At 64.8% G+C, this 23,889-nt stretch carries 19 protein-coding genes and 4 tRNA genes; all 23 read left to right on the top strand.

Annotated features, from left to right (window positions below):
• Positions 1-26 precede the first annotated feature (26 nt).
• Positions 27-1,067, top strand: coding sequence for an ABC transporter permease (locus OLSU_RS06340; RefSeq protein WP_013252123.1), 1,041 nt, complete (start codon positions 27-29; stop codon positions 1,065-1,067).
• A gap of 13 nt (positions 1,068-1,080) precedes the next feature.
• The gene (locus OLSU_RS06335) at positions 1,081-2,058 is read left to right on the top strand and encodes an ABC transporter permease (RefSeq protein ID WP_013252122.1); all 978 of its coding nucleotides are present in this window, start codon (positions 1,081-1,083) and stop codon (positions 2,056-2,058) included.
• A 2-nt stretch (positions 2,059-2,060) separates the two neighbouring features.
• The gene (locus OLSU_RS06330) at positions 2,061-3,149 is read left to right on the top strand and encodes an ABC transporter ATP-binding protein (RefSeq protein ID WP_013252121.1); all 1,089 of its coding nucleotides are present in this window, start codon (positions 2,061-2,063) and stop codon (positions 3,147-3,149) included.
• A complete protein-coding gene (locus tag OLSU_RS06325) occupies positions 3,149-4,183 on the top strand; it encodes an ABC transporter ATP-binding protein (RefSeq protein WP_013252120.1) in 1,035 nt (344 codons plus the stop codon). Before OLSU_RS06330 ends, OLSU_RS06325 begins: the two co-directional genes overlap by 1 nt.
• A 96-nt stretch (positions 4,184-4,279) precedes the next feature.
• A tRNA-Leu gene (locus OLSU_RS06320) sits at positions 4,280-4,370 on the top strand.
• Positions 4,371-4,440: 70 nt separating this feature from the next.
• Positions 4,441-6,726: a GAF domain-containing SpoIIE family protein phosphatase gene (locus OLSU_RS06315; protein ID WP_013252119.1), complete on the top strand. Its 2,286-nt coding sequence runs from the start codon at positions 4,441-4,443 to the stop codon at positions 6,724-6,726.
• Between the two features lie 47 nt (positions 6,727-6,773).
• Complete coding sequence (locus OLSU_RS06310) at positions 6,774-7,568, top strand: ATP-binding protein (RefSeq protein WP_013252118.1); 795 nt, start codon at positions 6,774-6,776, stop codon at positions 7,566-7,568.
• Between the two features lie 195 nt (positions 7,569-7,763).
• A tRNA-Gly gene (locus tag OLSU_RS06305) sits at positions 7,764-7,839 on the top strand.
• A 38-nt stretch (positions 7,840-7,877) separates the two neighbouring features.
• Positions 7,878-7,951 (top strand) — tRNA-Cys (locus OLSU_RS06300).
• A gap of 291 nt (positions 7,952-8,242) precedes the next feature.
• Complete coding sequence (locus OLSU_RS06295; RefSeq protein ID WP_013252117.1) at positions 8,243-9,151, top strand: putative ABC transporter permease; 909 nt, start codon at positions 8,243-8,245, stop codon at positions 9,149-9,151.
• Positions 9,148-10,401 carry a cysteine desulfurase family protein gene (locus OLSU_RS06290; RefSeq protein WP_013252116.1) on the top strand — a complete coding sequence of 418 codons (1,254 nt, stop codon included), beginning with the start codon at positions 9,148-9,150 and terminating at the stop codon, positions 10,399-10,401. Before OLSU_RS06295 ends, OLSU_RS06290 begins: the two co-directional genes overlap by 4 nt.
• Complete coding sequence (mnmA, locus tag OLSU_RS06285; protein WP_013252115.1) at positions 10,401-11,543, top strand: tRNA 2-thiouridine(34) synthase MnmA; 1,143 nt, start codon at positions 10,401-10,403, stop codon at positions 11,541-11,543. Before OLSU_RS06290 ends, mnmA begins: the two co-directional genes overlap by 1 nt.
• 778 nt (positions 11,544-12,321) lie before the next feature.
• Entirely contained in the window at positions 12,322-14,088 is a 1,767-nt protein-coding gene (locus tag OLSU_RS09370; RefSeq protein ID WP_013252114.1) for a lysylphosphatidylglycerol synthase transmembrane domain-containing protein, read from the top strand.
• A gap of 225 nt (positions 14,089-14,313) precedes the next feature.
• A tRNA-Val gene (locus OLSU_RS06275) sits at positions 14,314-14,388 on the top strand.
• A gap of 538 nt (positions 14,389-14,926) precedes the next feature.
• Positions 14,927-15,730, top strand: a complete 804-nt coding sequence (locus OLSU_RS06270) for a GntR family transcriptional regulator (RefSeq protein ID WP_013252113.1) — start codon at positions 14,927-14,929, stop codon at positions 15,728-15,730.
• A gap of 41 nt (positions 15,731-15,771) precedes the next feature.
• Entirely contained in the window at positions 15,772-16,974 is a 1,203-nt protein-coding gene (locus OLSU_RS06265; RefSeq protein ID WP_013252112.1) for a BMP family ABC transporter substrate-binding protein, read from the top strand.
• A 100-nt stretch (positions 16,975-17,074) separates the two neighbouring features.
• Positions 17,075-18,619, top strand: a complete 1,545-nt coding sequence (locus OLSU_RS06260) for an ABC transporter ATP-binding protein (RefSeq protein ID WP_013252111.1) — start codon at positions 17,075-17,077, stop codon at positions 18,617-18,619.
• The gene (locus OLSU_RS06255; protein WP_013252110.1) at positions 18,609-19,727 is read left to right on the top strand and encodes an ABC transporter permease; all 1,119 of its coding nucleotides are present in this window, start codon (positions 18,609-18,611) and stop codon (positions 19,725-19,727) included. Before OLSU_RS06260 ends, OLSU_RS06255 begins: the two co-directional genes overlap by 11 nt.
• 2 nt (positions 19,728-19,729) lie before the next feature.
• Positions 19,730-20,644, top strand: a complete 915-nt coding sequence (locus OLSU_RS06250) for an ABC transporter permease (RefSeq protein WP_013252109.1) — start codon at positions 19,730-19,732, stop codon at positions 20,642-20,644.
• A complete protein-coding gene (locus tag OLSU_RS06245; protein ID WP_013252108.1) occupies positions 20,637-21,227 on the top strand; it encodes a cysteine hydrolase family protein in 591 nt (196 codons plus the stop codon). The genes OLSU_RS06250 and OLSU_RS06245 overlap by 8 nt, the downstream gene beginning before the upstream one ends.
• On the top strand, positions 21,224-22,210 hold the full coding sequence (locus tag OLSU_RS06240; protein ID WP_013252107.1) for a carbohydrate kinase family protein: 987 nt from the start codon (positions 21,224-21,226) through the stop codon (positions 22,208-22,210). Before OLSU_RS06245 ends, OLSU_RS06240 begins: the two co-directional genes overlap by 4 nt.
• Positions 22,192-22,944 (top strand): nucleoside phosphorylase, encoded by a 753-nt coding sequence (locus OLSU_RS06235; RefSeq protein WP_013252106.1) that lies wholly within the window; start codon positions 22,192-22,194, stop codon positions 22,942-22,944. Before OLSU_RS06240 ends, OLSU_RS06235 begins: the two co-directional genes overlap by 19 nt.
• 75 nt (positions 22,945-23,019) lie before the next feature.
• Positions 23,020-23,817, top strand: coding sequence for a BtpA/SgcQ family protein (locus OLSU_RS06230; protein WP_013252105.1), 798 nt, complete (start codon positions 23,020-23,022; stop codon positions 23,815-23,817).
• Positions 23,818-23,889: the final 72 nt, after the last annotated feature.

Here is a 23,889-nt window from a genome sequence, read left to right as displayed (position 1 = left end):
GTAGGCCAAACAAGGGGATTCCAAGCATGGGAAAGTACATTCTCAAACGAGTTCTCCAGTTCATACCGGTGTTCCTCGGCGTGACGCTGATCCTTTTCGCGATGGAGAACATCGTCCCCGGTGACCCGATCAAGCTCATGGCGGGCGAGAAGAAGCTTGACCCGGTGACCGAGGTGAACCTGCGCGCATCGTACCACCTCATCGAGACGGACGACGACGGGCACCCGATCTACGACGAGGATGGCAACACGATCGAGACCCCGATGTGGAAGCGCTACGGCCTTTATGTCACCGGCCTCCTCCACGGAGACCTGGGCACCTCGTACCAGAGGAGCGGCCAGCCCGTCCTCTCGATCCTCGCACAGAAGTACCCGTACACGATCAGGCTCTCGATCGTGGCCATCATCATAGAGGCGATAGTGGGCATAGGCGCTGGCATGGTGTCGGCGATAAAGCGCTACTCGTTCTGGGACGTCTTCGTGACGCTCCTGACGTCGATCCTCGTCGCGATGCCCGCGTTCTGGCTCGGCATGCTGCTCCAGCTCTTCTTCGGCGTATTCCTGAAGGACGCGACGGGCGGCTCCGTCTACCTGCCTGTCTCGGGTGCCGGTGGTCCCCAGGCCGAGTTCGACGACTGGGTGTACTACATCCTGCCCGCCATCACCCTGGCCTCCGTCTCCACGGCCTACACCGCGCGCATCATGCGCTCCCAGCTGCTCGAGGTCATGAGCCAGGACTACATCCGCACCGCCCGCGCCAAGGGCCTTTCGCGCAGGAGCGTCATCCTGCACCATGCCCTCAAGAACGCGCTCATCCCGGTCGTCACCTACATCGGCATCGACTTCGGGGCCATGCTCGCCGGTGCCATCCTGACGGAGACGGTCTTCAACTGGCCCGGAGTCGGCTTCGAGACCTACCGTGCCATCACCCAGCGTGACTGGCCCATCGTCCTCGGCTCCGTCACCGTCATCGTCGTCGTCGTGATGGTCATCAACCTTCTCGTCGACGTGTCGTACGCCTTCCTCGATCCACGCATCAGGTACGGCGCCGGCAAGGATAAGGAATAGGGAGGTAGTGAGCATGGCAGACAAGGGCTACCTCCACAGCGAGGACGTTGCCGCCTTCCAGGAGGCCCCCACGGGGCGGGAGGATGTCGCCCCGGACGGCGCCGCCACCGTGTCCGACGCGCCGGTCCGCACGCTCTGGGGCGACGCATGGAAGCGCCTGCGCAGGAACCGCCTCGCGATGATCGCCCTCGCCTGGATCGTCTTCATGGTGATCGTCGCGCTTTCCGCCGACCTCTGGGTGCCCCAGACGCTCGGCAACCCGACCGAGATCGACTCCTCGACCATGACGGCGCAGTCCCGGCTCGCCCCGTCTCTCGAGCATCCCTTCGGCACGGACACCCTCGGTCGCGACGTCTTGTGCCGCGTCATCTACGGCGCGCGCATATCGCTTGCGGTCGGCGTCCTCGCGACGGCCATCTCCACGGTCATCGGCCTGGTCATGGGCGCGCTGGCGGCCTACTACGGCGGCATCTGGGACACGATCATCATGCGCCTGGCGGACATCTTCCTGGCGTTCCCGTACACCCTGTTCGTGATCGCGATGCTCGCCGTCATAGGGCAGGGCATCCAGAACGTGTTCATCGCCATCGGCGTCCTGGGCTGGCCGTCGATCGCGCGCGTCTTCCGCTCCGCCATCCTGACGGTCAAGGAGAACGACTACGTCGACGCCGCACGCTCCATGGGCGCCGCCGACATCCGCATCGTCTCGCGTCACATCTTCCCCAACTCCGTCGCCTCCATCGTCGTCTACGCGACCATGAACATCGGCGGGGCCATCCTGACCGAGTCGGCCCTGTCCTATCTGGGCATGGGCGTCATCCCGCCCGACCCCTCCTGGGGCATCATGATCCAGGATGGCCAGACCTACCTGGCCACCCAGCCCTGGCTGATGATCATGCCCGGCCTCGCGATCCTCACCACCGTTCTGGCGTTCACGCTCCTTGGTGACGGCCTGCGCGACGCACTCGACGTCAAGATGAAGGATGCATAGACATGGCACGCAAGAAGACTGACAACTGGGTCGACCTCAAGGACCAGCCGGTCCCCGAGGGCGCGCACCTCCTCGAGGTCGATGACCTCAAGATGTACTTCCATACACAGGACGGCGTGGTCAAGGCCGTCAACGGCGTCTCCTATACGCTCGACCGCGGCGAGACCCTCGGCGTCGTCGGCGAGTCCGGCTCCGGCAAGTCCGTGACCTCGCTCACCATCATGGGCCTCATCGACATGCCCCCGGGGCGCATAGAGGGCGGCGACGTCCGTTACCGCGGCAGGTCGCTGCTGGAGATGTCCGAGCACGAGATGGAGCACATACGCGGCAACGACATCGCGATGATCTTCCAGGACCCCATGACCTCGCTCAACCCCGTCTACACCATCGGGCGCCAGCTGGGAGAGGGCCTCAGGCTCCATCGCGGCTACAGCAAGGAGCAGGCCAACGCCCGCGCCGTAGAGCTTCTGACCATGGTCGGCATCCCCAACGCAGAGCAGCGCGTCAAGGACTACCCGCACGAGTTCTCGGGTGGTATGCGCCAGCGCGTCATGATCGCCATGGCGCTTGCCTGCGACCCGGACATCCTGATTGCCGATGAGCCCACCACCGCCCTCGACGTCACCATCCAGGCGCAGATCATCGAGCTGATGAAGAAGATGCAGGAGGAGAACGGCAACGCGATCATCATGATCACCCACGACCTCGGCGTCGTCGCCGATGTGGCGGACAAGATCATGGTCATGTACGCCGGGACCCCCGTTGAGTTCGGCACGGCCGACGAGATCTTCTACGACTCGATCCATCCCTACACTTGGGGCCTCACCCGCTCCATTCCCGATCCGGTCCAGGACGAGAAGAAGCCCCTCACGCCGATCGAGGGCAACCCCCCCTCGTTGGTCAACGTGCCTGAGGGCTGCGCCTTCTCGCCCAGGTGCCCGTATGCCACGCCGCGCTGTCGCAGCGAGCGTCCCGAGCTGCACGTCACTGAGACGGGTCACTACGCGTGCTGCCACTATGCCGGCGACGCGGAGTTCGTCAAGGCCAACGCGCCTGCGACCTCTCGTGCCAAGGAAGGAGGCGAGGCGTGATGGCCGAGACCCAGGAGCGCACGCCGCTTTTGCACGTCGAGCACCTCACCAAGGAGTTCCCCGTCGAGCAGGGCGTCTTTGCCAGCAGGTTCAACAAGAAGAAGGTCCATGCGGTCAACGACGTCTCCTTCGACATCTATCCCGGAGAGACCTTCGGCCTCGTCGGCGAGTCCGGCTGCGGCAAGTCCACCACCGGCCGCTGCATCATGCGCCTGACGCAGCCCACTTCCGGCAGGGTCGTCTTCGACGGCAAGGACGTGGCGTCGATGGGCAGGCGGGAGCTCAAGGAGATGCGCCGCAACATGCAGTACATCTTCCAAGACCCCTATGCCTCGCTCAACCCGCGCATGACCATCGGCGAGATCGTCTCCGAGCCCCTCCTCATCCATGGGCTCATGGAAAGTGCCGACGAGCGCATGGACTACGTCCGTCAGCTGCTGGACGTCGTCGGTCTCAACCCGGAGCACATCAACCGCTACCCGCACGAGTTCTCGGGCGGACAGCGCCAGCGCATCGGCATCGCCCGCGCGTTCGCCCTGCGCCCCAAGCTCATCATCTGCGACGAGCCCGTCTCGGCGCTGGACGTCTCGATCCAGGCGCAGGTCCTGAACCTCCTCTCGGACCTCCAGAGCGAGTATGGGACGGCCTACCTGTTCATCGCCCATGACCTCTCCGTGGTCCAGCACATCTCCGACCGCGTCGCCGTCATGTACCTCGGCAACATGATGGAATGCTCGGACTGGAAGAGCCTCTATGGTGAGCCGAACCACCCCTACACCCAGTCGCTCCTCTCTGCGGTGCCCGTGCCCGACCCCGACGTGCAGCACAACCGCAAGCGCATCATCCTGAAGGGCGACCCACCCTCGCCGATCGAGCCGCCCAGCGGCTGCCGCTTCCACACGAGGTGCCCCATCGCGCAGGACGTCTGCTCCGCGGAGCCGATGCCCGAGTTCAGGACGGTCGCGCCCGGCCACTTCTGCGCGTGCCACTTCGCCGCGCCGCATCCCATAAAGGAGGAGTCGGTCGAGCTCTAGCGGGTCGGGCGCGAGCCCCTGGGGACGTAAATTTCCCCCAGAAAGGTGTTGCATTGGCGCGAAGGGGTTTGCTATATTACTCCCTGCGCGAGTCACGTCGGAGTGGCGGAATTGGCAGACGCGCTAGCTTGAGGTGCTAGTGACTGACTAAAAGGTCGTGCGGGTTCAAGTCCCGCCTCCGACACCATGAGACGCCAGGGGGCTTCCTTCGGGAGGCCCTCTTCTCATATAGGCAGACGGCTGCGACGGGGGTCCACATGGGAGCGAACGGCATCGTCCGCAGGGTCGACGGCATAGGGGAACGTAGCGTCAACGGCACGCTGGCGGGGCTCCTCTCGCTCACGAGCGATGCCGTCATCGCCTTCGACGGCTTTGGCAAGGTGCTGCTCTCCAATGCGGAGGCGGAGCGCCTCTTCGCCGGCCCTGCCGAAGGGCTTCTCGGCTGCGACGTGCGCATGCTGTTCCCACCTGCAGTGGGCGTGGTCCCCGACGCCCCCTTCTCGCTGGAGTCGCTGCCCTTCTCGTGCGACGGTTCCTCTGCGACCCTCACCTGCCAGGGAGCCGATGGGATGCCGGTGACCCTCACGCTCAGGTGCTCCCGCGTGAGCTCGCCTGGCGACACGCTGCTCCTGGTGGCCCACCACACGGTGGGGGAGCAGCAGGCCCAGCGCGAGCATGACCGTCTGGTCGAGGAGCTCTCGCGTGCCAACAATCGCCTCTCGGGCACGCTCAAGATCGTGCTGGACACCCTGGACTCAAAGGACGTGACGACGCTCTTCTCGCGCGTGCTCGAGGAGATCACCGAGACCATGGAGGCCTTCGGCACGGTATTCTACGTCGCCGCCGACGATGGCTACCACCTGCGTGGCACGAGCTCGTCCTTGGTGGGCGCCGACGTCGCGCGCTACATGCCCCAGGGTCGCATGATCGAGCGCCTGGCGACGCAGGCGGGCCGGTCCCTGCGGCTGCGCGTGCTGGCGCCGCGGGGTGACGCGCTGCGCCAGGGGAGGCTTGCCCGTCGCGAGGTCGTGAACGAGGAGACGCGTGAGGTGTATGGCATCTCGTCACGCGTGCTGCCGCCGTTCGTGAGCTTCATCGCGGTGCCGGTGTGGTTTGGCAGCCACGTGGTCGCCCTGATCGAGGTGGGGTGGAAGCAGGTGCATCCCACGCGCGGCGACGATGCCGAGCTGCTGGATGCGGTGGCGCGCTACCTGTCGGTCCAGCTGGTGGGTGCGTTCAGCACGATGCGCGCCCAGCACGAGCAGCGCCTGGGAGAGGCCGCGGCCGTCATTCGCGGGCACCTGATGGGCGAGGGAGGCCTCGAGCGCGATGGCCTGCGCCTGGCCGCCGTCGAGGCGGCTGGGGAGCTCGATGCGACCCTGGTGCCCATGCGCGCCGCAGGAGACGGCCATTACGTGGCCGAGCTCCCAGACAGGGGGCCCGTATCCCTTGGCGGCGATCTCGAGCGGGACCTCGAGGGGCTGCTGGCGGACGTCCCGGTGGAGAGGGGTGCGGCCCCGTCGGTGGGCGTGCACGTCCTGGGCACTGGCTCCCCCCTGGCCTCCTGGCTGCGAGAGATGGGGGAGCCCTGCATCGGAGCGCTGGTGGACGTGGGCGTGATTGCGGGTGAGCGCAGGATGGGCATGATCCTGCGGCACATCGACGCAGAGCCCCTCGACGACCTGGAGCTCTCGTTCCTCTCGCGCGTGGCCCAGGGAGCCCGCGAGCTCTCGCTGGGGGACGAGGAACGCCGGCAGGACAAGCGCATCTCTCAGGCGCTGCAGACCGGCATGCGCAACGAGTTGCAGAGGGTGCCGGGCATCAGCGCACGCGGCATCTACTCCTCGGCCACGCAGGCGGCCGTCATAGGGGGCGACTTCTATGACCTGATCCGCCTGCCCCACCATCACGCCTGCGTGATCATGGGAGACGTGTCGGGCAAGGGCGTCGAGGCGGCGTCCGTGTCGGCCGCAGTGAAGACGGCCCTGGGTGCCTACTCGTGGCAGGGGCTCTCGCCGGCGCGGATGGTGCGCCTCCTGAACGACTTCCTCCTGGGCTTCTCGCGTCTGGAGACCTTCGCCACGCTCTTCGTGGGCATCGTGGACCTGTCGGCAGGTACGCTCACGTACTGCTCTGCCGGGCATCCCCCCGCGCTCTTGGTACGCTCTGCTGCCGGTGCTGGCTGTGACGTCTCGGGCGAGATCGAGACGCTCGACGTGCAGAGCGGTGTCGTAGGCGCGTTCCACGAGATGAGCTACCAGAACGGGTGCGTGCGGCTCTCGCGGGGGGACATGCTCCTGCTCTACACCGACGGCACGACCGAGGCGCGCGCCAAGGACGGCGCCTTCTTCGGGGAGGACGGCCTGCGTGACGCCGTGATGCGCGAGGCCCCCCGTGGCTTCGACGGCATATTGGACCGCCTGCTGGAGACCCTGGACCGCTTCACGGACCGTCGCCTGGAGGACGACGTCGCGATGGTCTGCCTGCGCTTCGACGACGTGGGCGCGCCCCTCCCGGCCGCAGCCGTCCCTCCTCGGCGCTGACGTCTGCCGCGCGTATGGGTGCCGCGCGTTAGGGGAACAAGCACGGTATGCAGAACATGCCGGACATAGCGCTTGTGCCCATAGACAGCGACCTTGACGTGACGACGGTGCGTGCCGTCCGCCGGACGGTGGACCGTCTCATAGACGGCGGCTGTCGCAGGGTCATCCTCAACATGTTGGGTGCCAGCTACGTCGATTCGGCGGGCATGGCACTCATCTTCCGGTCCATCCGTCGCATGAGGGCGATGGGTGGCCTCGTCTCCATCACCAACGCCTCGGAGAGGGTGCTGCGCTCGCTCAGGATCGCCCGTGTGGTGGACTTTGCACCGGTGTCCGGCAGGGGCCCCCGTCCCGTGGTGTCCGAGCTCGATCCCAAGGTACAGCCGCTCTGGCGTGTCGCCGTGCGCATAGACCCCACCGACCTTGCCGAGACGCGCACCCGCGTGGGGGGGCTCCTGCGGCGCCTCCCCTTCACGGACGACCAGATGTTCGACATGACCCTTGCGGTGGGGGAGGCCATGGGTAACGCGGTTGACCACACCGACGGCAGCTGTGCGCAGGTCACGGTGAGCGCCTTCCCGGACAGGGCCGTGATTGACGTCACGGACTGCGGCTGCGGCTACGCCGCACCACCCCGGATGCCGACGTCGGTCACGGGCCAGGGCCCCCTTGCGGGCCAGGGCCCCTTCCCGGAACAGGACTCCTTCGCGGAGCGTGGCCGTGGCGTAAGGATGATGAGGCTGCTTGCAGACTCCGTCACGATCACGCCGAAGCCCTCTGGCGTCGGCACGCTCGTACGCCTCGTCAAGCTCGTCGAAGAGGCCGACGTGGCCCGCAGCTAGGCTTCGCCCCATGGCCCCGGGGCAAGTTGGGCTCTGGGGTGATCCGGATCCTCGCATGCTCCGGGTGACATGCATCCCGGGTCCGCATGGGTCACGGGTTTGTGGGTGCCCCACGGGCGTTTCGCGGGGGCTCAAAGAATTTGAGATTGAGCCTTGCGCCCGCCTGTCCCGTCGCGTATATTATTCCTCGCGTTCGCGGGCTTGGCGCAGTTGGTAGCGCGCCACCTTGCCAAGGTGGAGGTCGCGGGTTCGAACCCCGTAGCCCGCTCCATGCGAACCCCGGCCGGTTTCGATCGGCCTTTTTCATACGGCGAGATGGCCAAGTGGTAAGGCAGAGGCCTGCAAAGCCTTTATCCCCGGTTCGAATCCGGGTCTCGCCTCCATCGAGCGCAAGGGCACCTGCTTATGGCGGGTGCCCTTTTGCGTGCGCGGCGGATGGCCCCTGCGCGATCAGCCACCCTTCCATCTCCCTATCTCATGATCTGCACATAATGCAAGGTAGATATATGGATAGAAGGGCCCATGGGTAGCATCTCGCCCGAATGGCTGTCGAAAAGACGTACAGAGTCCTATATTTATGTCGTGCGCCATTGCGTCGCGCGCTCTCGTGGCATGCGCCGTCGTGACGCGCACTGCCCGTCCCTGCTGCCCCCAGCCCTCGTCAGAGGAGTCCCATGTTCCTGACCCTCCTGTCGCTCCTGTTCCTGTTGCTGGTCGTCCGTGGCTTCGCACGGGTTGTCGGCTACTTCTGGACCTGGCTCGGCCATGGCAGGGACCTCGAGCACGCCCGCGCACGTGGGCGCGTCACGTCAGAGGGGAGCCTGCCCGAGGAGGCCGAGGAGGTCCTCAGCCCCCGCCTCACGCGCCGTCAGCGCGCGCAGGTGCTGCAGTCCCGCCGCGAGGAACGCGAGGAGTTTCTCGATGGCCTCAGCCTGGGCTGGTATCAGATCGTGTTCATCTTCGTCCTGGGCTCCATGGCAGGCCTTTTGCTCGAGGAGGTCTGGATGTTCGCCACGGCCGGCCTTACCGAGTCCCGTGTCGGCCTGGTGTGGGGGCCGTTCTCCCCTCTGTACGGCACGGGCACGGTCCTGCTCACCGCCCTCTCGTTCTGGCTGAGGCGCAAGCAGGCACGTTCCTGGCAGATCTTCCTGCTCTCTGCCTTCGTGGGGGGGAGCCTGGAGCAGCTGACCGGCTGGGGGATGGAGACGCTCTTCCACGCGCAGTCCTGGACCTACGCCGCCCTGCCTGATCACATCACCACCTGGGTGGCCTGGCGCTTCCTCGTGTTCTGGGGTGCCCTCGGCCTGGTCTGGGCCAAGGTCATCACACCCGAGCTGCTCTTCCGCATCGGTGAGCCCACCACGCGCCGTCAGGTCACCTTCGTGGTGATTCTAGCCGTCTACCTTGCGCTCGACATCTTCCTGACCGTCGCCTGCTTCTCGCGTCGTGCCGCGCGTGACGCGGGGATCCCGGCCCATAACGCCTTCGAGGCGTGGGTAGACCAGAACTTCACCGACCAGTTCATGTCGAGCAAGTTCCAGAACCTCGTCATCGACAGCCAGGGGGGAGGCGACGCTCGGTGAGGGCGTATCTCGACTACGCGGCGGCGACCCCGATGGCGCCGGAGGCCGTCCGGGCGCTGCTCCCGTATCTGTCCGAGAGGTACTACAACCCCTCGGCTCCCTACGCCGCCGCCCGCGAGGTGCATGCCGAGCTCGAGGACGCCCGTGCGGCCCTGGCCCGCACCATTGGCGCCCGGCCGGCCAACGTCGTGCTGACCGCCGGTGCCACGGAGGCGAACAACCTGGCGTTTGCCGCCACGTCGGGACGCGTGGTGACGGATGCGATCGAGCACGAGAGCGTCCTGGCCTGCGCCGCTGCCCGCCATGGTGATGCGAGCGGAGCCGCCTCTGACGGCAGGCCCGCCTTTGGCAACAGGCCCGCCTCCGTCGTCAGCGTTGCGCGCGATGGCCGCGTGGACGCCGCGGACGTCGCGGCCGCCCTCACCCCGGATACCGAGCTCGTCTCGGTCGCCCTCGCCAACGGCGAGATCGGCACCCTGCAACCCGTCCGCGAGATCTCGCGCGTGGTGGCGGCCGAGCGCCGCCGTCGGCTCGAGGCGGGGGAGAGACGCCAGATCCTCCTGCACACCGATGCCTCGCAGGCCGCCGGCCACGTCTCCGTCAACGTCTCGTCGCTGGGAGTGGACCTCATGACCCTCTCCGCCGCCAAGGTCTACGGACCCAAGCAGGTCGGTCTCCTCTATGCGTCGGACGTCGTGCGCCTCCGTCCGCTCGTGCGCGGCGGTGGCCAGGAGGGCGGCGTGCGCTCCGGCACGGAGAACGTGGCTGGCGTCGTCGCCTTCGCGGCAGCCCTCGCCCGTGCGGAGGAGCTGCGCCCCCAGGAGTCCCGCCGGCTGGCCGACCTGCGCGAGCGTCTGCTCCGACACGTCCTCGCCGACTTTCCCTGGGCCGTGGTGTCCGGGCCCTCGAAGGGCAAGAGACGCCTTCCCGGGCTCCTGCACATCTCGTTTCCGGGCATCGAGGCCCGTCGCCTGGTCATCCTGCTCGAGCGACAGGGCGTGAGCGTGGGGACGGGTTCGGCCTGCGCGGCAAGCCACATGCGCGTCTCGCATGTGCTTCGTGCCATTGGATTGCCCGATGGGGTCGCAGAGGGGAGCCTGCGCCTGACGCTTGGCCGCCCCAGCACGGCCGGGGAGGTCGACTACGCCGCAGGCTGCCTGGCTGCGGCCGTCCGGGCGGAGCTTGCGCGCCAGGCCGTCACGGAGGCCGAGGCGCACGCACGTGCCCGCCGGCTGATGGGGGGCGCGTGATGGGGGAGCGGGTGTGCCTGGGTATGAGCGGCGGCGTCGACTCGGCGCTCGCGGCTGCGCTCCTCGTGGAGCAGGGCCATGACGTGAAGGCCGTCTACATGCGCAACTGGTCGCGCGACCTGCCGGGATTCAGGTGCACTTGGGCGGATGACCTGGCGGATGCGGAGCGCGTGGCCGTCACGCTGGGGCTGGACCTCGAGGTGTGGGACTGCGAGCGCACGTACAAGGAGACCGTGGTCGACTACCTGGTCGACGCTTACGCGCATGGCTACACGCCCAATCCGGACGTGATGTGCAACCAGACCGTCAAGTTCGGTGCCTTCGCCGAGCGCGCCTTCGCCGAGGGTGCCGACTTCGTCGCCACGGGTCACTATGCCCGCGTGGGCGTCGCGCCACCGATGGAAACGGCGCCATCGGCGTCGGCCCCGGCACCGTCAGCGTCGGCCCCGGCACCATCGCGGAGGGCGACTCTCTTTCGTGCCGCCGACGAGCACAAGGACCAGACCTACTTCCTCTGGCGCGTGCCGACCGGGACCCTCGCCCGCACGCTCTTTCCCGTGGGCGACATTCCCTCCAAGGGCGAGGTCCGCCGCATGTGCGCCGCACGCGGCCTGGGCGTCGAGCGCAAGCCGGACTCCGACGGCATCTGCTTCATCGGCGAGGTCGGCATCCGCAGCTTCCTGCTGGACGTCCTGGACCGTCGTCCGGGGGACATCGTGGAGTGGGAGACCGGCACCGTCCTGGGCCGCCACGACGGGGCCTTCCTCTTCACGGTGGGCCAGCGCAAGGGGCTCGACCTCGGTGGTGGCCCCGCACGCTACGTCGTCACCACGGACACCGAGAGCAACGTGGTCTACGTGACTGCGGACCGGTCCTGCCCCGCGTTGTGGTGCCGACGTCTCGAGCTTTCCGACGTCCTCTGGATCGCGGGGGTCCCACCTGCGGAGGGCGACTACGTGGTCCGCACGCGCCATACCGGCGAGCTGCGTCCGGCACATGTCATGCCCCACGCGGATGGCACGGTCTCGGTCGACCTGGCAAAGCCCATGCGCGCCGTCGCTCCAGGCCAGTCGGCCGTCATCTATGATGGGCTCGTCTGCCTTGGTGGTGGCATCATCCAGAAGGGTCCACTGCCCTCGTAGGCCCATGCCGACGCTGCCCGCCCGGGCCATTTGTCTGTGGGCGTCAGCAGTGGATGACCGGCGAAGTTCCGTGAGCCTTTCGGAGCGCGGAGCGCACGGATCGCACGGATCGCACGGATCGCGAGGAGCGCAGATCACAAGGATCGCGAGGAGCGCAGATCACAAGGATCGCGAGGAGCGCAGATCACAAGGAGCGCGAATCACAGAAGTTTCCCTCGCATCCCTTTTTTCGGGACCTGTGGATGGCTGGGGAACTATTGTGAGCCCTGTGTGATGGAAACTCACAAAACCTCTCCTGCCATCCGACCTCTAGGGGTTTTATGGACGAGAGGGGAGGTATTGTGAGTTGCTGAGCAAATCCGACTCACAAAACTTCTCCTGTCATCCATTCGCCTACGAAAAATGGACGTGTGAAGAAGTATTGTGAATCTCTCCTCAGACTCGCTCACAAAAGTTGCTCTGCCATCCCTTGCGGTCAGGTTCTTCTGCCGCCCCGCGAGGCGAGGTTGTCCCTGCCGCCCCGCGAGGTCGAGAAGACATGTGCGCTGCTGTCCTTTGTCCCGCTCACGGCGGGAGTCTTTCCCCACAACGGGAGTCTTTCCCCACGGCGGGAGTCTTTCTGGTGTTCGAGTCCTCGAATGCCGTGTCGCCCGTAACGTGGCCACCGTGACATATGATGCTTGAGTGTGGCAGACGAGCTCCTGCACGAGCGTCGCATGCCGGGTGCTTGTGCTTCGAACGCGCCGCCACGTGCCATGTACACCGACTCAGGAGTCGCATGTCCCAGTCCGCTGACAGCAAGGGGAGGAAGAACGCACCCGTCTCGTCCGGGACCGGTGCCCTTGGGTCCGAGAATGCCTCTCGGTCCGTACGGGCCTCTGGGACCACGCCACCATCCGGACCTGCGGGGGTCCTCCAGCCCACGGGGGCCGCAGGTTCCACAGATTCTGCGAAACCCTCGAAACCCGCGAAGTCTCCCAAGACCGCCAAGGTCTCGGTCAGGGTGTCGGCGTCGGCGTCGGTGCCCGCCTCCCAGGTCGAGGCCGAGCGCGAGAGCATGGGCACGGTCCGCAAGAGCCTGCTCTTCCTGGCTGCCGTCGGCGTGGCATACGCGGCGTACCTGATCATATCGGGCCAGATCGACGAGTTTCTCTCGGCGATGGGCGGAATCGATCGTGGATGGGTCGTCGCGGCAGCGCTGTGCTACGTCGTCTACTACGCCTTTGGCGTGAGCGCCTACGTGATGGCGGTCATATCCGACCCCACGTCGCCGGTGGGCATCCGCGACCTCATGAGCGTCGAGGCATCGGGCATCTTCTTTGGCAACCTCACGCCCAACGGGGCCGGCGGGGCTCCGTCGCAGATCTTCCGCCTGACCCGCGCGGGACTCTCCATGGGTGGCGCGGGGGCGCTGCAGTACACGCGCTTCATCGTGTACGAGGCGGGCGAGGGAATCTTCGCCGCGCTCATGCTGCTCTTCCGCTGGCAGTACTTCCTGGATACCTATGGCAACGTCGTGCTGGTGGGAGCCCTGCTCTTTGGCTTCAAGGTGGTCGAGGTGGCAGGCCTCTTGGTGGTCTGCCTGTGGCCGCACTTCATCACGCGCGTGGGAAACGCCCTGCTGAGGTTCCTCCGTGCGCGTGGCTGGCTGTCCGAGAAGAGCCACGACCATTGGCACGAGGTCGTCAATTCCGAGGTCAACGACTTCTCGGCGGGTTTTCGCGCCGCGTCGAAGAACGTTGCCGAGATGATCGCCACCTTGGTCGTGACCCTGATCCAGCTGGGGTGCCTCTATGCGCTGCCATACTTCGTCCTGCGGGCGTTTGGCCAACCGGCGGACCTCATCACCTGCCTGGCCTGTGGCTCCATGCTGGAGCTTCTGACCTCGGCCATACCGCTGCCGGGTGGTACGGGGGGTGCCGAGGGGGGATTCGCGTTCCTCTTTGCGCCCATGTTCGGGTCGTCCATCACGGCGGGATACGTGGTCTGGCGCATGGTCGAGTACTTCCTGCCGGTCCTGGTCGCGGTGCCGCTGCTGGGCCTGCGCTCGCATGGGGGCCCCAGCATCCACGTGCGCTGGAAGCGCCTGCGTTCCCGCCTGGCTGGCGTGCGCAGGGACGTGTTCCATGGGCGTGCGGCATCGCGGGTTGGCGGTCGTGTGGGTGGCCGCATCGCCACTCTCACGGGGGGGCGCATTGGGAGTCGGTCAGGCGGTCGTACCGATGGGGTCAGCGTCAGGATGAGCCGCTCGGGCAAGGTGAGGATCTCCGGCAAGGGCATGCCTTCGGGTAGCGTGGCACCTGCGAGCGGCGCGGTCCCTGCCGGTAGCGTGGCGTCTGCGGGTGGGGCTGGGACTCCGCCCCAGGTTGCCCGTCCTGCAAGTGGAGCTGGGATGCGACCGGCGCAGACTGGGGTTCGTCCAGCACAAGCGCCTCGTTCGGCGCAGATGTTGCAACCATCGCAAGCCTCTCAGCCATCGCGGCCTGTGGCTGAGAAACCTCCCAAGTCCGGCAAGAAGAAGCTGCGCATCATCGTCGAGGAGTAGGGTGGCAGGCTTGCGGAAAGCCGTTCGAGGCGCCACTGGCCTGGAAATGTTGGCCATATGGCGGGCCAAACGGCGAGGCGCTCGCCGGACGGAGGTGGGCATACGCTCACGGTTCACAAAGTCTCAACGGTTTGCCCGTGCGACAAGTTCTCGTTTGCACCAACGCTCCCATTCTCGTATAGTAGCTAACGCGCTGCGCGACCCCACGCGCGGCGGCACGCATTCGGGCGTTTAGCTCAGGGGGAGAGCGCTTCCCTGACACGGAAGAGGTCAGAAGTTCAAATCTTCTAACGCCCACCATAAATTCGCAGGCCAGAGGCTTAGCTTCTGGCCTGCTTTGTTTTAGTGCACTAAACGGGACACCAAATGGGACAGCAAAGCCGAGGACCCCTATATGCTCAGCGAACGAGTCTGTCGCGCGGCGGGCAAGGAAGTTGGCTTCGTCCGGCAATAGGACATCGACAAGGTTCGCTATCAGGCTCGGGCACAGCGTATGGGCTTTCGAATCCACAGACCATAGACCCCTACAACGCAGTGCTTGGTGGATGGCCATTCCGCTTAATGCCAGTCCTCGTAGCGTGTATCTTTTAAGCCAGTTCGTCATGATGTCGGCAGGAGCATATTCGGTTCTTCAAAGGGCCAGCTTCTCTCTTCGGACACTTTTGATGAGCAGCTTCAGATGGCGTCACAACCAATCTGCGTTTCCGCAGGTAGTTCAAGTGGTATTACCATTCGCGGACCAAATGGCACTCGCCACGAGAGCAGCTCGCGGCCTCAGTTTCGTGGCGAATAACATTTATAAGTGGATATGACAACATAATGACAAGAGGGGTCATCAATGAGCCAGCTTATTGAATTGCCGTTGGGCATGAAGCTGAAGGCCGCAGATCAGTCCATGGCCCCCAAGTACTACATCGTCAAACGGGCAATCCTCAGGAAGATCGAGACGGAGGAGTACGTGGGGAACGAGCTCATCCCGTCCGAGCGCGAACTGACCGAGCTCTTTGGCGTAAGCAGAATCACCATCCGCAGGGCAGTCGATGAGCTGGTGGGGGAGAACTACCTCTACCGCATCCAAGGCAAGGGCACCTACGTCAAGTCCGACAAGATCCAGCAGAACCTCATCTCCATCACCAGCTGCACGCAAGACGTCATCAACTTGGGCATGACCCCAAAGAGGCATGTCATCTCCTCGTCCACGGGGGTCGCGGACCAGAAGCGCATGCGTCTCCTGGAGCTTGGGAGCAACGAGCGGGTCTTCACGCTCGAACGCGTTTACCTCGCAGATGACGATCCCCTCAACCACACGATCGCCTACCTGCCCTGCAAGCTGTTCCCTGGGATCGACGCATACGACTTTTCGCAAGATTCCCTGTACCGGGTGCTGGAGAAGCAGTACGGATGTCAGATAACCACTGCGACACGCACCATCGAGGCGATCCTCGCCAAGGAGGAGATAGCCCGATACCTGCAAGTCAGTCCCGGAACCCCGATCCTCCACTTTGAGTGCGTCACCAAAGGCAAGATGTGCGGCCGCGAGCGTCCCATCGAGTACTTCAAGTGCTGCTATAGAAGCGACAAGTTCAAGTTCTATATCAATCAAGTCATGGGTGGGGAGGAAGGAGCTCGAAAGGACTCATAGAGGATCTGAAAGGCCGCCAGAGGGGAGAGAAGGGGAAGACCATGCAGGATTCCACGAACAGAAAGATGTCGCGTCGTACGTTCCTCGGCACTTCGGCAGCCGTTGCCGCAATGCTCGGCCTCGCTGCATGCGGAGGTGCCAACGTCTCGGATTCTCATGATGACGGCAAGAAGAGGCGCATCGCCGTCCTCTGCGATGACGCCGGCAAGAACGACAACGGCTACAACCAGGCTGCCGTCGAGGGCGCCGGGAAGGTCTGCGACGAGAAGGGCTGGGAGTTCAAGGTCGTCGAGCCCACAAACGGCGTGCCTGACGCCCTCGAGTCGCTCGGCGAGGAAGGGTACGACGTCATCTTCAACATGGCGTATGACTTCGAGGCACTGATCAATGGCGTGGGCGGTGCAGAGCCGCTTGCCGCACAGTATCCCAGCACCGAGTGGGTCATCTTCAACGACAACCCCAACAAGAGCGAAGACGGTTCGGTCAAGCACAAGAACGTCATTGCGGTCCTCTACGACCTCAATGAGTCCTCATTCCTTGCTGGTGCGCTCTCAGTCCTGGTCAACGAGAGCGCCTCGGTCCTCTTCGAGGGGGGCGATTACAGCTTCACCGACCCCAACACTGCCCGTGCCTGCGGTTTTATTGGTGGCACGAACTCCGCTGGGATTACGGTGTTCTCCTGGGGCTACATCACGGGCATCAACTACGAGGCACAGAAGCTGGGCGTCACGTACGACTACTACTCCAAGTACGATGCCGGCTTCACCGATTCTGCCGGTGGCGCGACCGTCGCAGGCACCTATTACGGCAATGGCGCAAACGTCGTCTTCGGTGCTGCTGGCAGCGTGGGAGATGGCATCACGTCCAAGGCGAAGGAGGTTGGCAAGCTCGCAATCCAGGTCGACGGCAACAAGGACGACCAACAGCCTGGCCACGTGCTCACCTCCGTGTTGAAGAACACCAACGTCCCCGTCCAGGCCATCTGCGACGCCTTGGATGACGGCTCCATCTCCAAGATGGACAACCTGCAGGACTACTCCCTGTCATCCGGCGCGACCGGTATCACCGACTGCAGCGAGATCCAGAAGGCCATCACGACCGACGAGGGCAAGGCCAAGTGGAAGGAGATCTGGTCCGAGATCGAGGACCTCAAGGGCAAGGTCGGATCCGAGATCAAGATCGTCAACGCCCAGAATGGCGAGGAGTTCGATCCTTCCACCTGCCCGAACGTGAACATCAAGTAGTTGGCCTCGGTCAGCTCGTGAGCCAGGCCATGCCCGTGGGGCGGGAGAGGGGCTCCGACCCTGCCCCACAGGCGATTTTGCGGAACGGTGGTGCGTGCCCATGGGAAACGTCATCGAGACGGTGGGTCTGACCAAGGCGTTCGGGGACTTTGTCGCGAATGACCACATAGACCTTATCGTCAGGAAGAGCGAGATAAAGTGCATCGTCGGCGAGAATGGCGCCGGCAAGTCCACCCTCATGAACATGCTCTACGGCATGCTGCAACCCACTAGCGGGAGGATCCTCATCAGGGGCGAGGAGGTGAGCCTCCGCTCGCCCACCGATGCGATCAAGCATGGCCTGGGCATGGTGCACCAGCACTTCAAGCTCGTGCCTAGCCTGGCCGTGTACGAGAACGTCCTGTTGGGGACAGAGATCCTGCACAAGGGATCGCGCCTCATCGACACCCAGGAGGAGATCAGGTCGGTTTCCGCTCTCATCAAGAAGTACAAGTTCGACCTCGACCCCCGCGCCAAGGTCGAGGACATATCCGTCGGGTCGCGCCAGTGCGTCGAGATCCTCAAGATGCTCTACCGCAACGTGGACGTCCTCATCATGGACGAGCCCACCGCCGTGCTCACGCCGCAGGAGGTGGACAAGCTCTTCGACAACCTCCGTGAACTGCGGGGGCAGGGCAAGACCATCATCGTCATCACCCACAAGCTGCGTGAGGTCATGGAGATCTCGGACTCCGTCACGGTGATCAAGCATGGCAAGGTCGTCGGGTCCATGGCGACCAAGGACAGCTCCCAGGAGCAGATCGCGCAGATGATGGTCGGGCGTGAGGTCGTCCTGACTGTTCATAATGACGTGACGACACCCCCGTCCGAGGAGGTTGCCTTCTCGGCCAAGGGGCTCTCGACCGTCAACGAGTACGGCAAGGAAGTCCTCCACAAGCTGAGCTTCGACGTCCACCGCGGAGAGATCCTCGGCGTCGCGGGAGTCGAGGGCAACGGGCAGACGGAGCTCGTGAAGGTGCTGACCGGTCTCATGACCACCACCGAGGGCAAAGTCACGCTCGACGGCGTCGACATCACCAACCAATGGCCCGACCAGCTCCGCGACGATGGTGTGGCCATAATTCCGGAGGATCGCTTCGAGGACGGTCTCTGCGCCACCATGAGCGTGGCCGACAACTGCATCGCCGGCCATCATGGCGATCCCGCCGTCTGCAGGCATGGGATCCTGAACAGGCGGGCGGTCCTCGCCCAGCGCGACGCCCTTCTGGAGAAGTACGACATTCGCGTCGGTGACATCGATGGCCAGGTGGGGGCCCTCTCGGGTGGCAACGCACAGAAGGTCATCGTTGCGCGTGAGCTCGAGTCTGCGCCCAAGTTCCTCATCGCGTGCCAGCCGACCCGAGGGGTGGACATCGGTGCCACCGAGTCCATCCACGAGGAGATCCTGCGCTTCCGCAACGCGGGCAGCTCGGTGCTCCTCGTCTCGAGCGAACTCACGGAGGTCCTCGGGCTCTCCGACCGGATCGTCGTCATGTGCAAGGGACAGATAACGGGGGAGGTGCTGCCGAGGGAGACTACCAGCACTGAGCTGGGACTCCTGATGGCGGGAGTCAAGAAGGGGGGAGGCGAGGGACTTGAAGGCTAAGACGGTCGGCATGGGTGTTCTCAACTCGCTCGTTCCCGTGCTTCTGGCGTTCGTACTCGGCGGGATCGTGATCGCCTTCATGGGCGAGAACCCCATGCAGACCTACTCGATACTGATCGACAAGTCGCTGCTCACCCCAAAGGGCCTCCTCACGACGCTGCACTACGCGGCCCCGCTCGTGCTCACGGGGCTTGCCATCGCGGTGAACTTCAAGGCGGGCATATACAACATGGGTGTGGAGGGGTCGGTCCTCCTGGGCGGCTTCTTCGCCGGCATTGCGGGGGCATACCTTCCCGCCACGCTCGACCCGACGGTCCTCAAGGTCACCTGCCTTGTCGTCGGCATCGCATGCGGCATGCTCTACGTGGTCGTGCCCGCGATCCTGAAGGCCTGCTTCCACGTGGACGAGATGGTCGTGACCCTGATGCTCAACTACGCGCTTGCCAAGGTGCTGGAGTTCCTCTCCACCGGCGTGTTCCGTGACCAGGGCTCGGGCTACGTCTGCACGCCCACCATCCATGAAGGGGCCATGTTCCAGCGCATGGCGAGCGCCAAGATGACGCCCTTCTTCTTCGTCTCGCTGGTGGCCTTTGCCGTGATGTTCGTGGTGATGAACCACTCCAAGCTCGGCTTCGAGATCACCGCCATGGGCAAGAACGTCGAGTTCGCCGACGCGATGGGCATGAGGGTGCGTCGCAAGATCATCGTCCTCATGTTGGTCTCGGGTGCCCTCGCGGGACTCGCCGGCGCCGGCTACATGCTATCTGACCAGTACCACTACACCCTGGGCTTCTCGGGCAACCCCGGGCTCGGCTGGGACGGCATGCTCGTCGCGCTCCTGGGCAACCACTCCCCGACGGGAATCCTCATCGCGGCCGTCTTCTATGCTGCGCTCAAGACGGGTGCGGACAACATCAACCTCTACTCGTCCGTCCCCAAGGAGCTCGTGACGGTCATCCAAGGCCTCATCATCCTCTTCCTTGCGGCCAAGCTCCTGGACAGCCGCTTCGGTCTGAGGGGGCGCCTCAAGGCTCGCTTCCCGCACAGACATGACGGTCCCGAGGGCACGGCCGATGTCGTGGGTGCCGACGGCGCGAAGGGGGCCTAGCGATGGATCTTCTCGCAAGCATTCTTTACGACACGGTGTACCATGCGTCACCCATCATCCTCTGCGTCATAGGCGGCGTGTTTGCCTATCAGGCAAACGTCCTCAACATTGCCCTCGAGGGCATGATGGGGATAGGCGCGTTCGCCTCCACGCTCGTCGTGCTCCTTACCGACGACCTGCTCTTGGGACTACTCGCCGGCGTGTTTGCGGCATTCGTGTTCGGGGCGATGTTCTCGCTGATGGGGGTCACGCTCAAGGGTAACGTCATCATCATCGGCGTCGCGCTCAACCTCCTGGCGACCGCTGTCGCGGGCTTCGTGATGGCGAGGATGAACGTCGCCAACATCGCACTCTCGAACCTTAGCGTCGCAGGTCTGAAGATCGTGATCCCCGGCGTCAGTGACGTCCCCCTCGTGGGACCCATCGTGTCGGGCCACCCCGTCCTCACCTACGTTGCCTTCGCGGGCATCTGGCTCACGTGGGTCCTCTCGTACCGAACGAGGTTCGGCACCTACGTGAGGGTCGTGGGGGAGAACGAGGACGCGGCCAAGTCGTTGGGACTCAAGGTGGACTTCTACAAAGTGGCAGCCATCCTCATCGGCGCACTCACCTGCGGGCTTGCGGGCACAAACCTCTCGACTGAGAGGCTCGGGCTCTACACCAACAACATGACCGCAGGCAGGGGCTTCGTAGCAATCGCCGCGATCTACTGCGGCAGGGGGGACCCGCTCAAGTCCTCGCTCTATGCGATCCTGTTCGGCTTTGCTCGCTCGCTCTCCATCAACCTCGCGATCTATGCGGGATCCGCCGCAGGGCTCTTCGACGTCATCCCCTACATCGTGATGGTGGTCGTTCTGCTCTTCGCCCAGGTCTCCAAGCGCCGCAACGTCAGGGCAAGGGGGTTCGCAAATGGCTAGTGACGCCATCGAGGGAAGGAGGAGCGCCCTTCTCGTGGTGGACATGCTCAGGGACTTCACCGACCCCAAGGGGCTCGCCTTCTATCCGCAGAACAGGGAGATCCTCCCGAGGATCAGGCGGGTCATCGATGCCTGTAGGCAGGCGGGCGTGCTGGTGGTGTTCCTCAGGCACTGCAACCGCGCGGGCAAGTATGACCGCAAGGCGGCATCCATGAGGCCCAACTGCATCGAAGGGACGTGGGGCGACGACATCGACCCCATGCTCGAGGTCGTCCCCCAGTGCGACTACGTGATCAAGAAGCGTCGCTACTCGGGCTTCTTCGGGACGGACCTCGACCTCGTCCTGCGCGAGAACGGCATGCGCAACGTGATCGTGGTGGGCACCAAGACCAACTGCTGCATCCGAGCGACGGTGACGGACGCCTTCTGCCTGGACTACGACCCCATCGTCGTGAGGGAGTGCGTCGCCACGGACTCCGATGCGGTGAACCAAGTCCACCTCGAGGACATCCGCAAGTACCTGGGGGAGGTCGTCTCGATGGACGAGCTCCTGGGGAGGCTCAGGGGGGGCGAGAGGCGATGAGCGGACAAGTCGTGCTCACGTCCGGGTACGTGAGCATGGACCACATGATCGAGATCTCGACACCGGCGCGCGTGGGCTACACCTCGATCATCACCAACAGCAGCTGCACCAGGACCTATTTTGGCGGCTGCTCGGTCAACATAGCCTACGCCCTCTCCAAGCTGGGCGTCCCGGCCAAGCCCATCCTCAGGGTGGGGGATGACTGGGAGCGGACCGGGTTCCGCAGCTTCCTGGAGGAGGCTGGCGTCGGCCTTGATGCGATCGCCGTGGTGTCTGGGGAGGCCACCTCCGCGAGCTATCTCATCCAGGACGCGGAGGGCCAACACATCACCTGCTACTACCCCGGACCCATGGCGCCCGAACACTTCCGCCCGCTGGATGACGAGCTCTTCTCGGACGTGGCCCTGGGCGTGATAACCGTCGCCTCCGAGCGTGACAACCGGGAGTTCTTCGAGAAGTGCCGCACCCACGGCATCCCGGTGGCCTTTGGCATGAAGGCCGACGAGGGCGCGTTTCCGCTGCCGTTTCTGGAGGAGCTGCTCAGGGGCTCGGAAATCGTGTTCGCCAACGAGTCCGAGCGTCGCTGCATCGAGAGGGCGCTGGGCCTCCCGTCGATGGAGGACCTCCTGTCCGACGAGGTGCGCACCATCGTCACCACGTACGGGCCGAGGGGCTCGGCGTGGTGCCACCGCGAGTCGGACGGCTCCGTCAGTCGCGGTTCGGTTGGCGTCGTGCCGTGCGGCGCGGTGGTGGACACGACGGGCTGTGGCGACGCGTACATGAGCGGCTTCCTATACGGATGGGCGCATGGCAAGGGGCCTGGCGAGTGCTGTCGGTTGGGGGCGACCCTCTCCTCGTTCGTGCTGGAGCGGTACGGATGCTGCACAGGCGTGCCTGGCGAGGAGGAGCTCCTGGCAAGGCTCGAGGAGAGGCGGGGCGAGGTCGGAAGGATGCGGGGGCAGGCATGTCGACACTGTATCTAGGGGCGAGGAAGGGCACGGTCGCCCCGAGCGTGATCTTCTCGGGCGACCCCTGGCGCGTGGAGGTGCTGAAGCGCTATCTGGACGATCCCGTGCATGTGGCCTTTGCCAGGGAGTTCAACACCTACACGGGCACGTACCACGGCGTGCCCATGACCGTGAGCTCCACGGGGATCGGCGCCCCCTCAGCCGCAATCGCCGTGGAGGAGATGTACGAGGCGGGGATGCGCGTAGCCGTGAGGATGGGCACCTCGATGTCGCTTCGGGATGACATGCTCGGGCAGTTCATCATCCCCATAGCGGTCATGCGGCGCGACGGTACGAGCGACACCTACGTCGAGCGCGGGTATCCGGCGGTTGCAGACGTCGACCTCGTGAATGCGATGAACCAGGTCGTGTCGGACCATGGCAGGCGCTGCCTCAACGGCGTCACGTGCAGCATGGACGGCTTCTACACCCAGATGCATGACTCGCGCCTCTCGCGGGAGCAGGGAAGGGACATCTCCCCCACCTTCGACGAGATGAGGAGGCTCAGCGTCTGCGCCATCGACATGGAGTCGAGCTGCATCCTGACGGTCTCGCGACTCATGGGGGTGCGCGCGTGTGTGGTCACCCTCGCCACCGTCCTGGAGAACTTGAGGGACAGCCTTAAGGGGGACGAGAGAACGGATGCGGAAGACCTCCTGTGCCGGGTGACCCTCGAGGGACTTGCGCGGTTCGCGGGCTCGAACGGCTAGGAGGCCAGTAAAACCACCGGGAGCTCAAGGCCAGGAGTCTGGAGAAGAGAGCCTATCGAAGGGGATGAGGTCGAGATGAAGGACATAAAGGACGTGATCAAGGTGTGCGGGGGCTTCGTCATCGGGATGGTGCACTGCCTCCCGCTTCCGGGCTCTCCGGCATGCCGGGGGGACATGGGTGAGGTCCTGGAGCGGGCCGTCGAGGACGCGAGGACCCTCGAGCGCGGCGGCGTCGACGCACTGATCGTCGAGAACACCAATGACGCCCCGTTCACGGAGCTCCTCACGAAGGCGCAGGTGGCAGCCTTGTCCGCTGCAACTGCGCTTGTGAGGCAGGCCGTGGGCATACCCGTCGGCTCTGACGCGTCCTTCAACGACTGCGAGGCCAGCCTGGGGATCGCCGTGGCGAACGGATGCGACTTCGTCCGCGTGCCCGTGTTCGTGGACACGGTCTCCAACTGGTGCGGCGTCGTCAACCCCTGTGCACACAAGGTCATCGAGCTGCGTCATCACCTTGGGGCGGACGACGTGATGCTCCTCTGCGACGTGCAGGTCAAGCATAGCAGCATGCTGCTGCCCCAAGTCTCCATCGAGGAGAGCGCCGCGAACGCGGAGGCGGCTGGCGCCGACGCCATCATCGTGACGGGAACCACGACGGGCGAGGAGACTCCGATCGACATGATAAGGAGGGTCAAGAGCGTGGTCGACCTGCCCGTGCTTGCGGGCTCTGGCATCAGCCCGACCGACGTCGTCGAGCAGTTCAAGGTCGCGGACGGCGCGATTGTCGGCTCGACCTTCAAGAAGGGTGGCCTCACGACTAACCCCGTCGACTATGACCTGGTCAGAACCCTCATGAGACCTCTTGGAAGGTAGCCGGCACCTCTCGGCGAGCCGGTATTCGAAGCGACACTGGATTGCTCCGGGCGTTGGCGCCGGACGAAAGGC

It is taken from the genome of Olsenella uli DSM 7084 (assembly GCF_000143845.1).
Lineage (GTDB): Bacteria > Actinomycetota > Coriobacteriia > Coriobacteriales > Atopobiaceae > Olsenella > Olsenella uli.
The sequence above is the reverse complement of the archived record's forward strand: the minus strand, read 5'-3'. Positions and strand labels throughout refer to the sequence as shown.

Coding starts and splice junctions, on each gene's coding strand:
- OLSU_RS06310 (WP_013252118.1), top strand. CDS start 6,774: ATGCAGAACATGCCGGACATAGCGCTTGTGCCCATAGACAGCGACCTT.
- OLSU_RS06250 (WP_013252109.1), top strand. CDS start 19,730: ATGGATCTTCTCGCAAGCATTCTTTACGACACGGTGTACCATGCGTCA.
- OLSU_RS06260 (WP_013252111.1), top strand. CDS start 17,075: ATGGGAAACGTCATCGAGACGGTGGGTCTGACCAAGGCGTTCGGGGAC.
- OLSU_RS06295 (WP_013252117.1), top strand. CDS start 8,243: ATGTTCCTGACCCTCCTGTCGCTCCTGTTCCTGTTGCTGGTCGTCCGT.
- mnmA (WP_013252115.1), top strand. CDS start 10,401: ATGGGGGAGCGGGTGTGCCTGGGTATGAGCGGCGGCGTCGACTCGGCG.
- OLSU_RS06265 (WP_013252112.1), top strand. CDS start 15,772: ATGCAGGATTCCACGAACAGAAAGATGTCGCGTCGTACGTTCCTCGGC.
- OLSU_RS06270 (WP_013252113.1), top strand. CDS start 14,927: ATGAGCCAGCTTATTGAATTGCCGTTGGGCATGAAGCTGAAGGCCGCA.
- OLSU_RS06325 (WP_013252120.1), top strand. CDS start 3,149: ATGGCCGAGACCCAGGAGCGCACGCCGCTTTTGCACGTCGAGCACCTC.
- OLSU_RS06240 (WP_013252107.1), top strand. CDS start 21,224: ATGAGCGGACAAGTCGTGCTCACGTCCGGGTACGTGAGCATGGACCAC.
- OLSU_RS06330 (WP_013252121.1), top strand. CDS start 2,061: ATGGCACGCAAGAAGACTGACAACTGGGTCGACCTCAAGGACCAGCCG.
- OLSU_RS06315 (WP_013252119.1), top strand. CDS start 4,441: ATGGGAGCGAACGGCATCGTCCGCAGGGTCGACGGCATAGGGGAACGT.
- OLSU_RS09370 (WP_013252114.1), top strand. CDS start 12,322: ATGTCCCAGTCCGCTGACAGCAAGGGGAGGAAGAACGCACCCGTCTCG.
- OLSU_RS06235 (WP_013252106.1), top strand. CDS start 22,192: ATGTCGACACTGTATCTAGGGGCGAGGAAGGGCACGGTCGCCCCGAGC.
- OLSU_RS06335 (WP_013252122.1), top strand. CDS start 1,081: ATGGCAGACAAGGGCTACCTCCACAGCGAGGACGTTGCCGCCTTCCAG.
- OLSU_RS06245 (WP_013252108.1), top strand. CDS start 20,637: ATGGCTAGTGACGCCATCGAGGGAAGGAGGAGCGCCCTTCTCGTGGTG.
- OLSU_RS06230 (WP_013252105.1), top strand. CDS start 23,020: ATGAAGGACATAAAGGACGTGATCAAGGTGTGCGGGGGCTTCGTCATC.
- OLSU_RS06340 (WP_013252123.1), top strand. CDS start 27: ATGGGAAAGTACATTCTCAAACGAGTTCTCCAGTTCATACCGGTGTTC.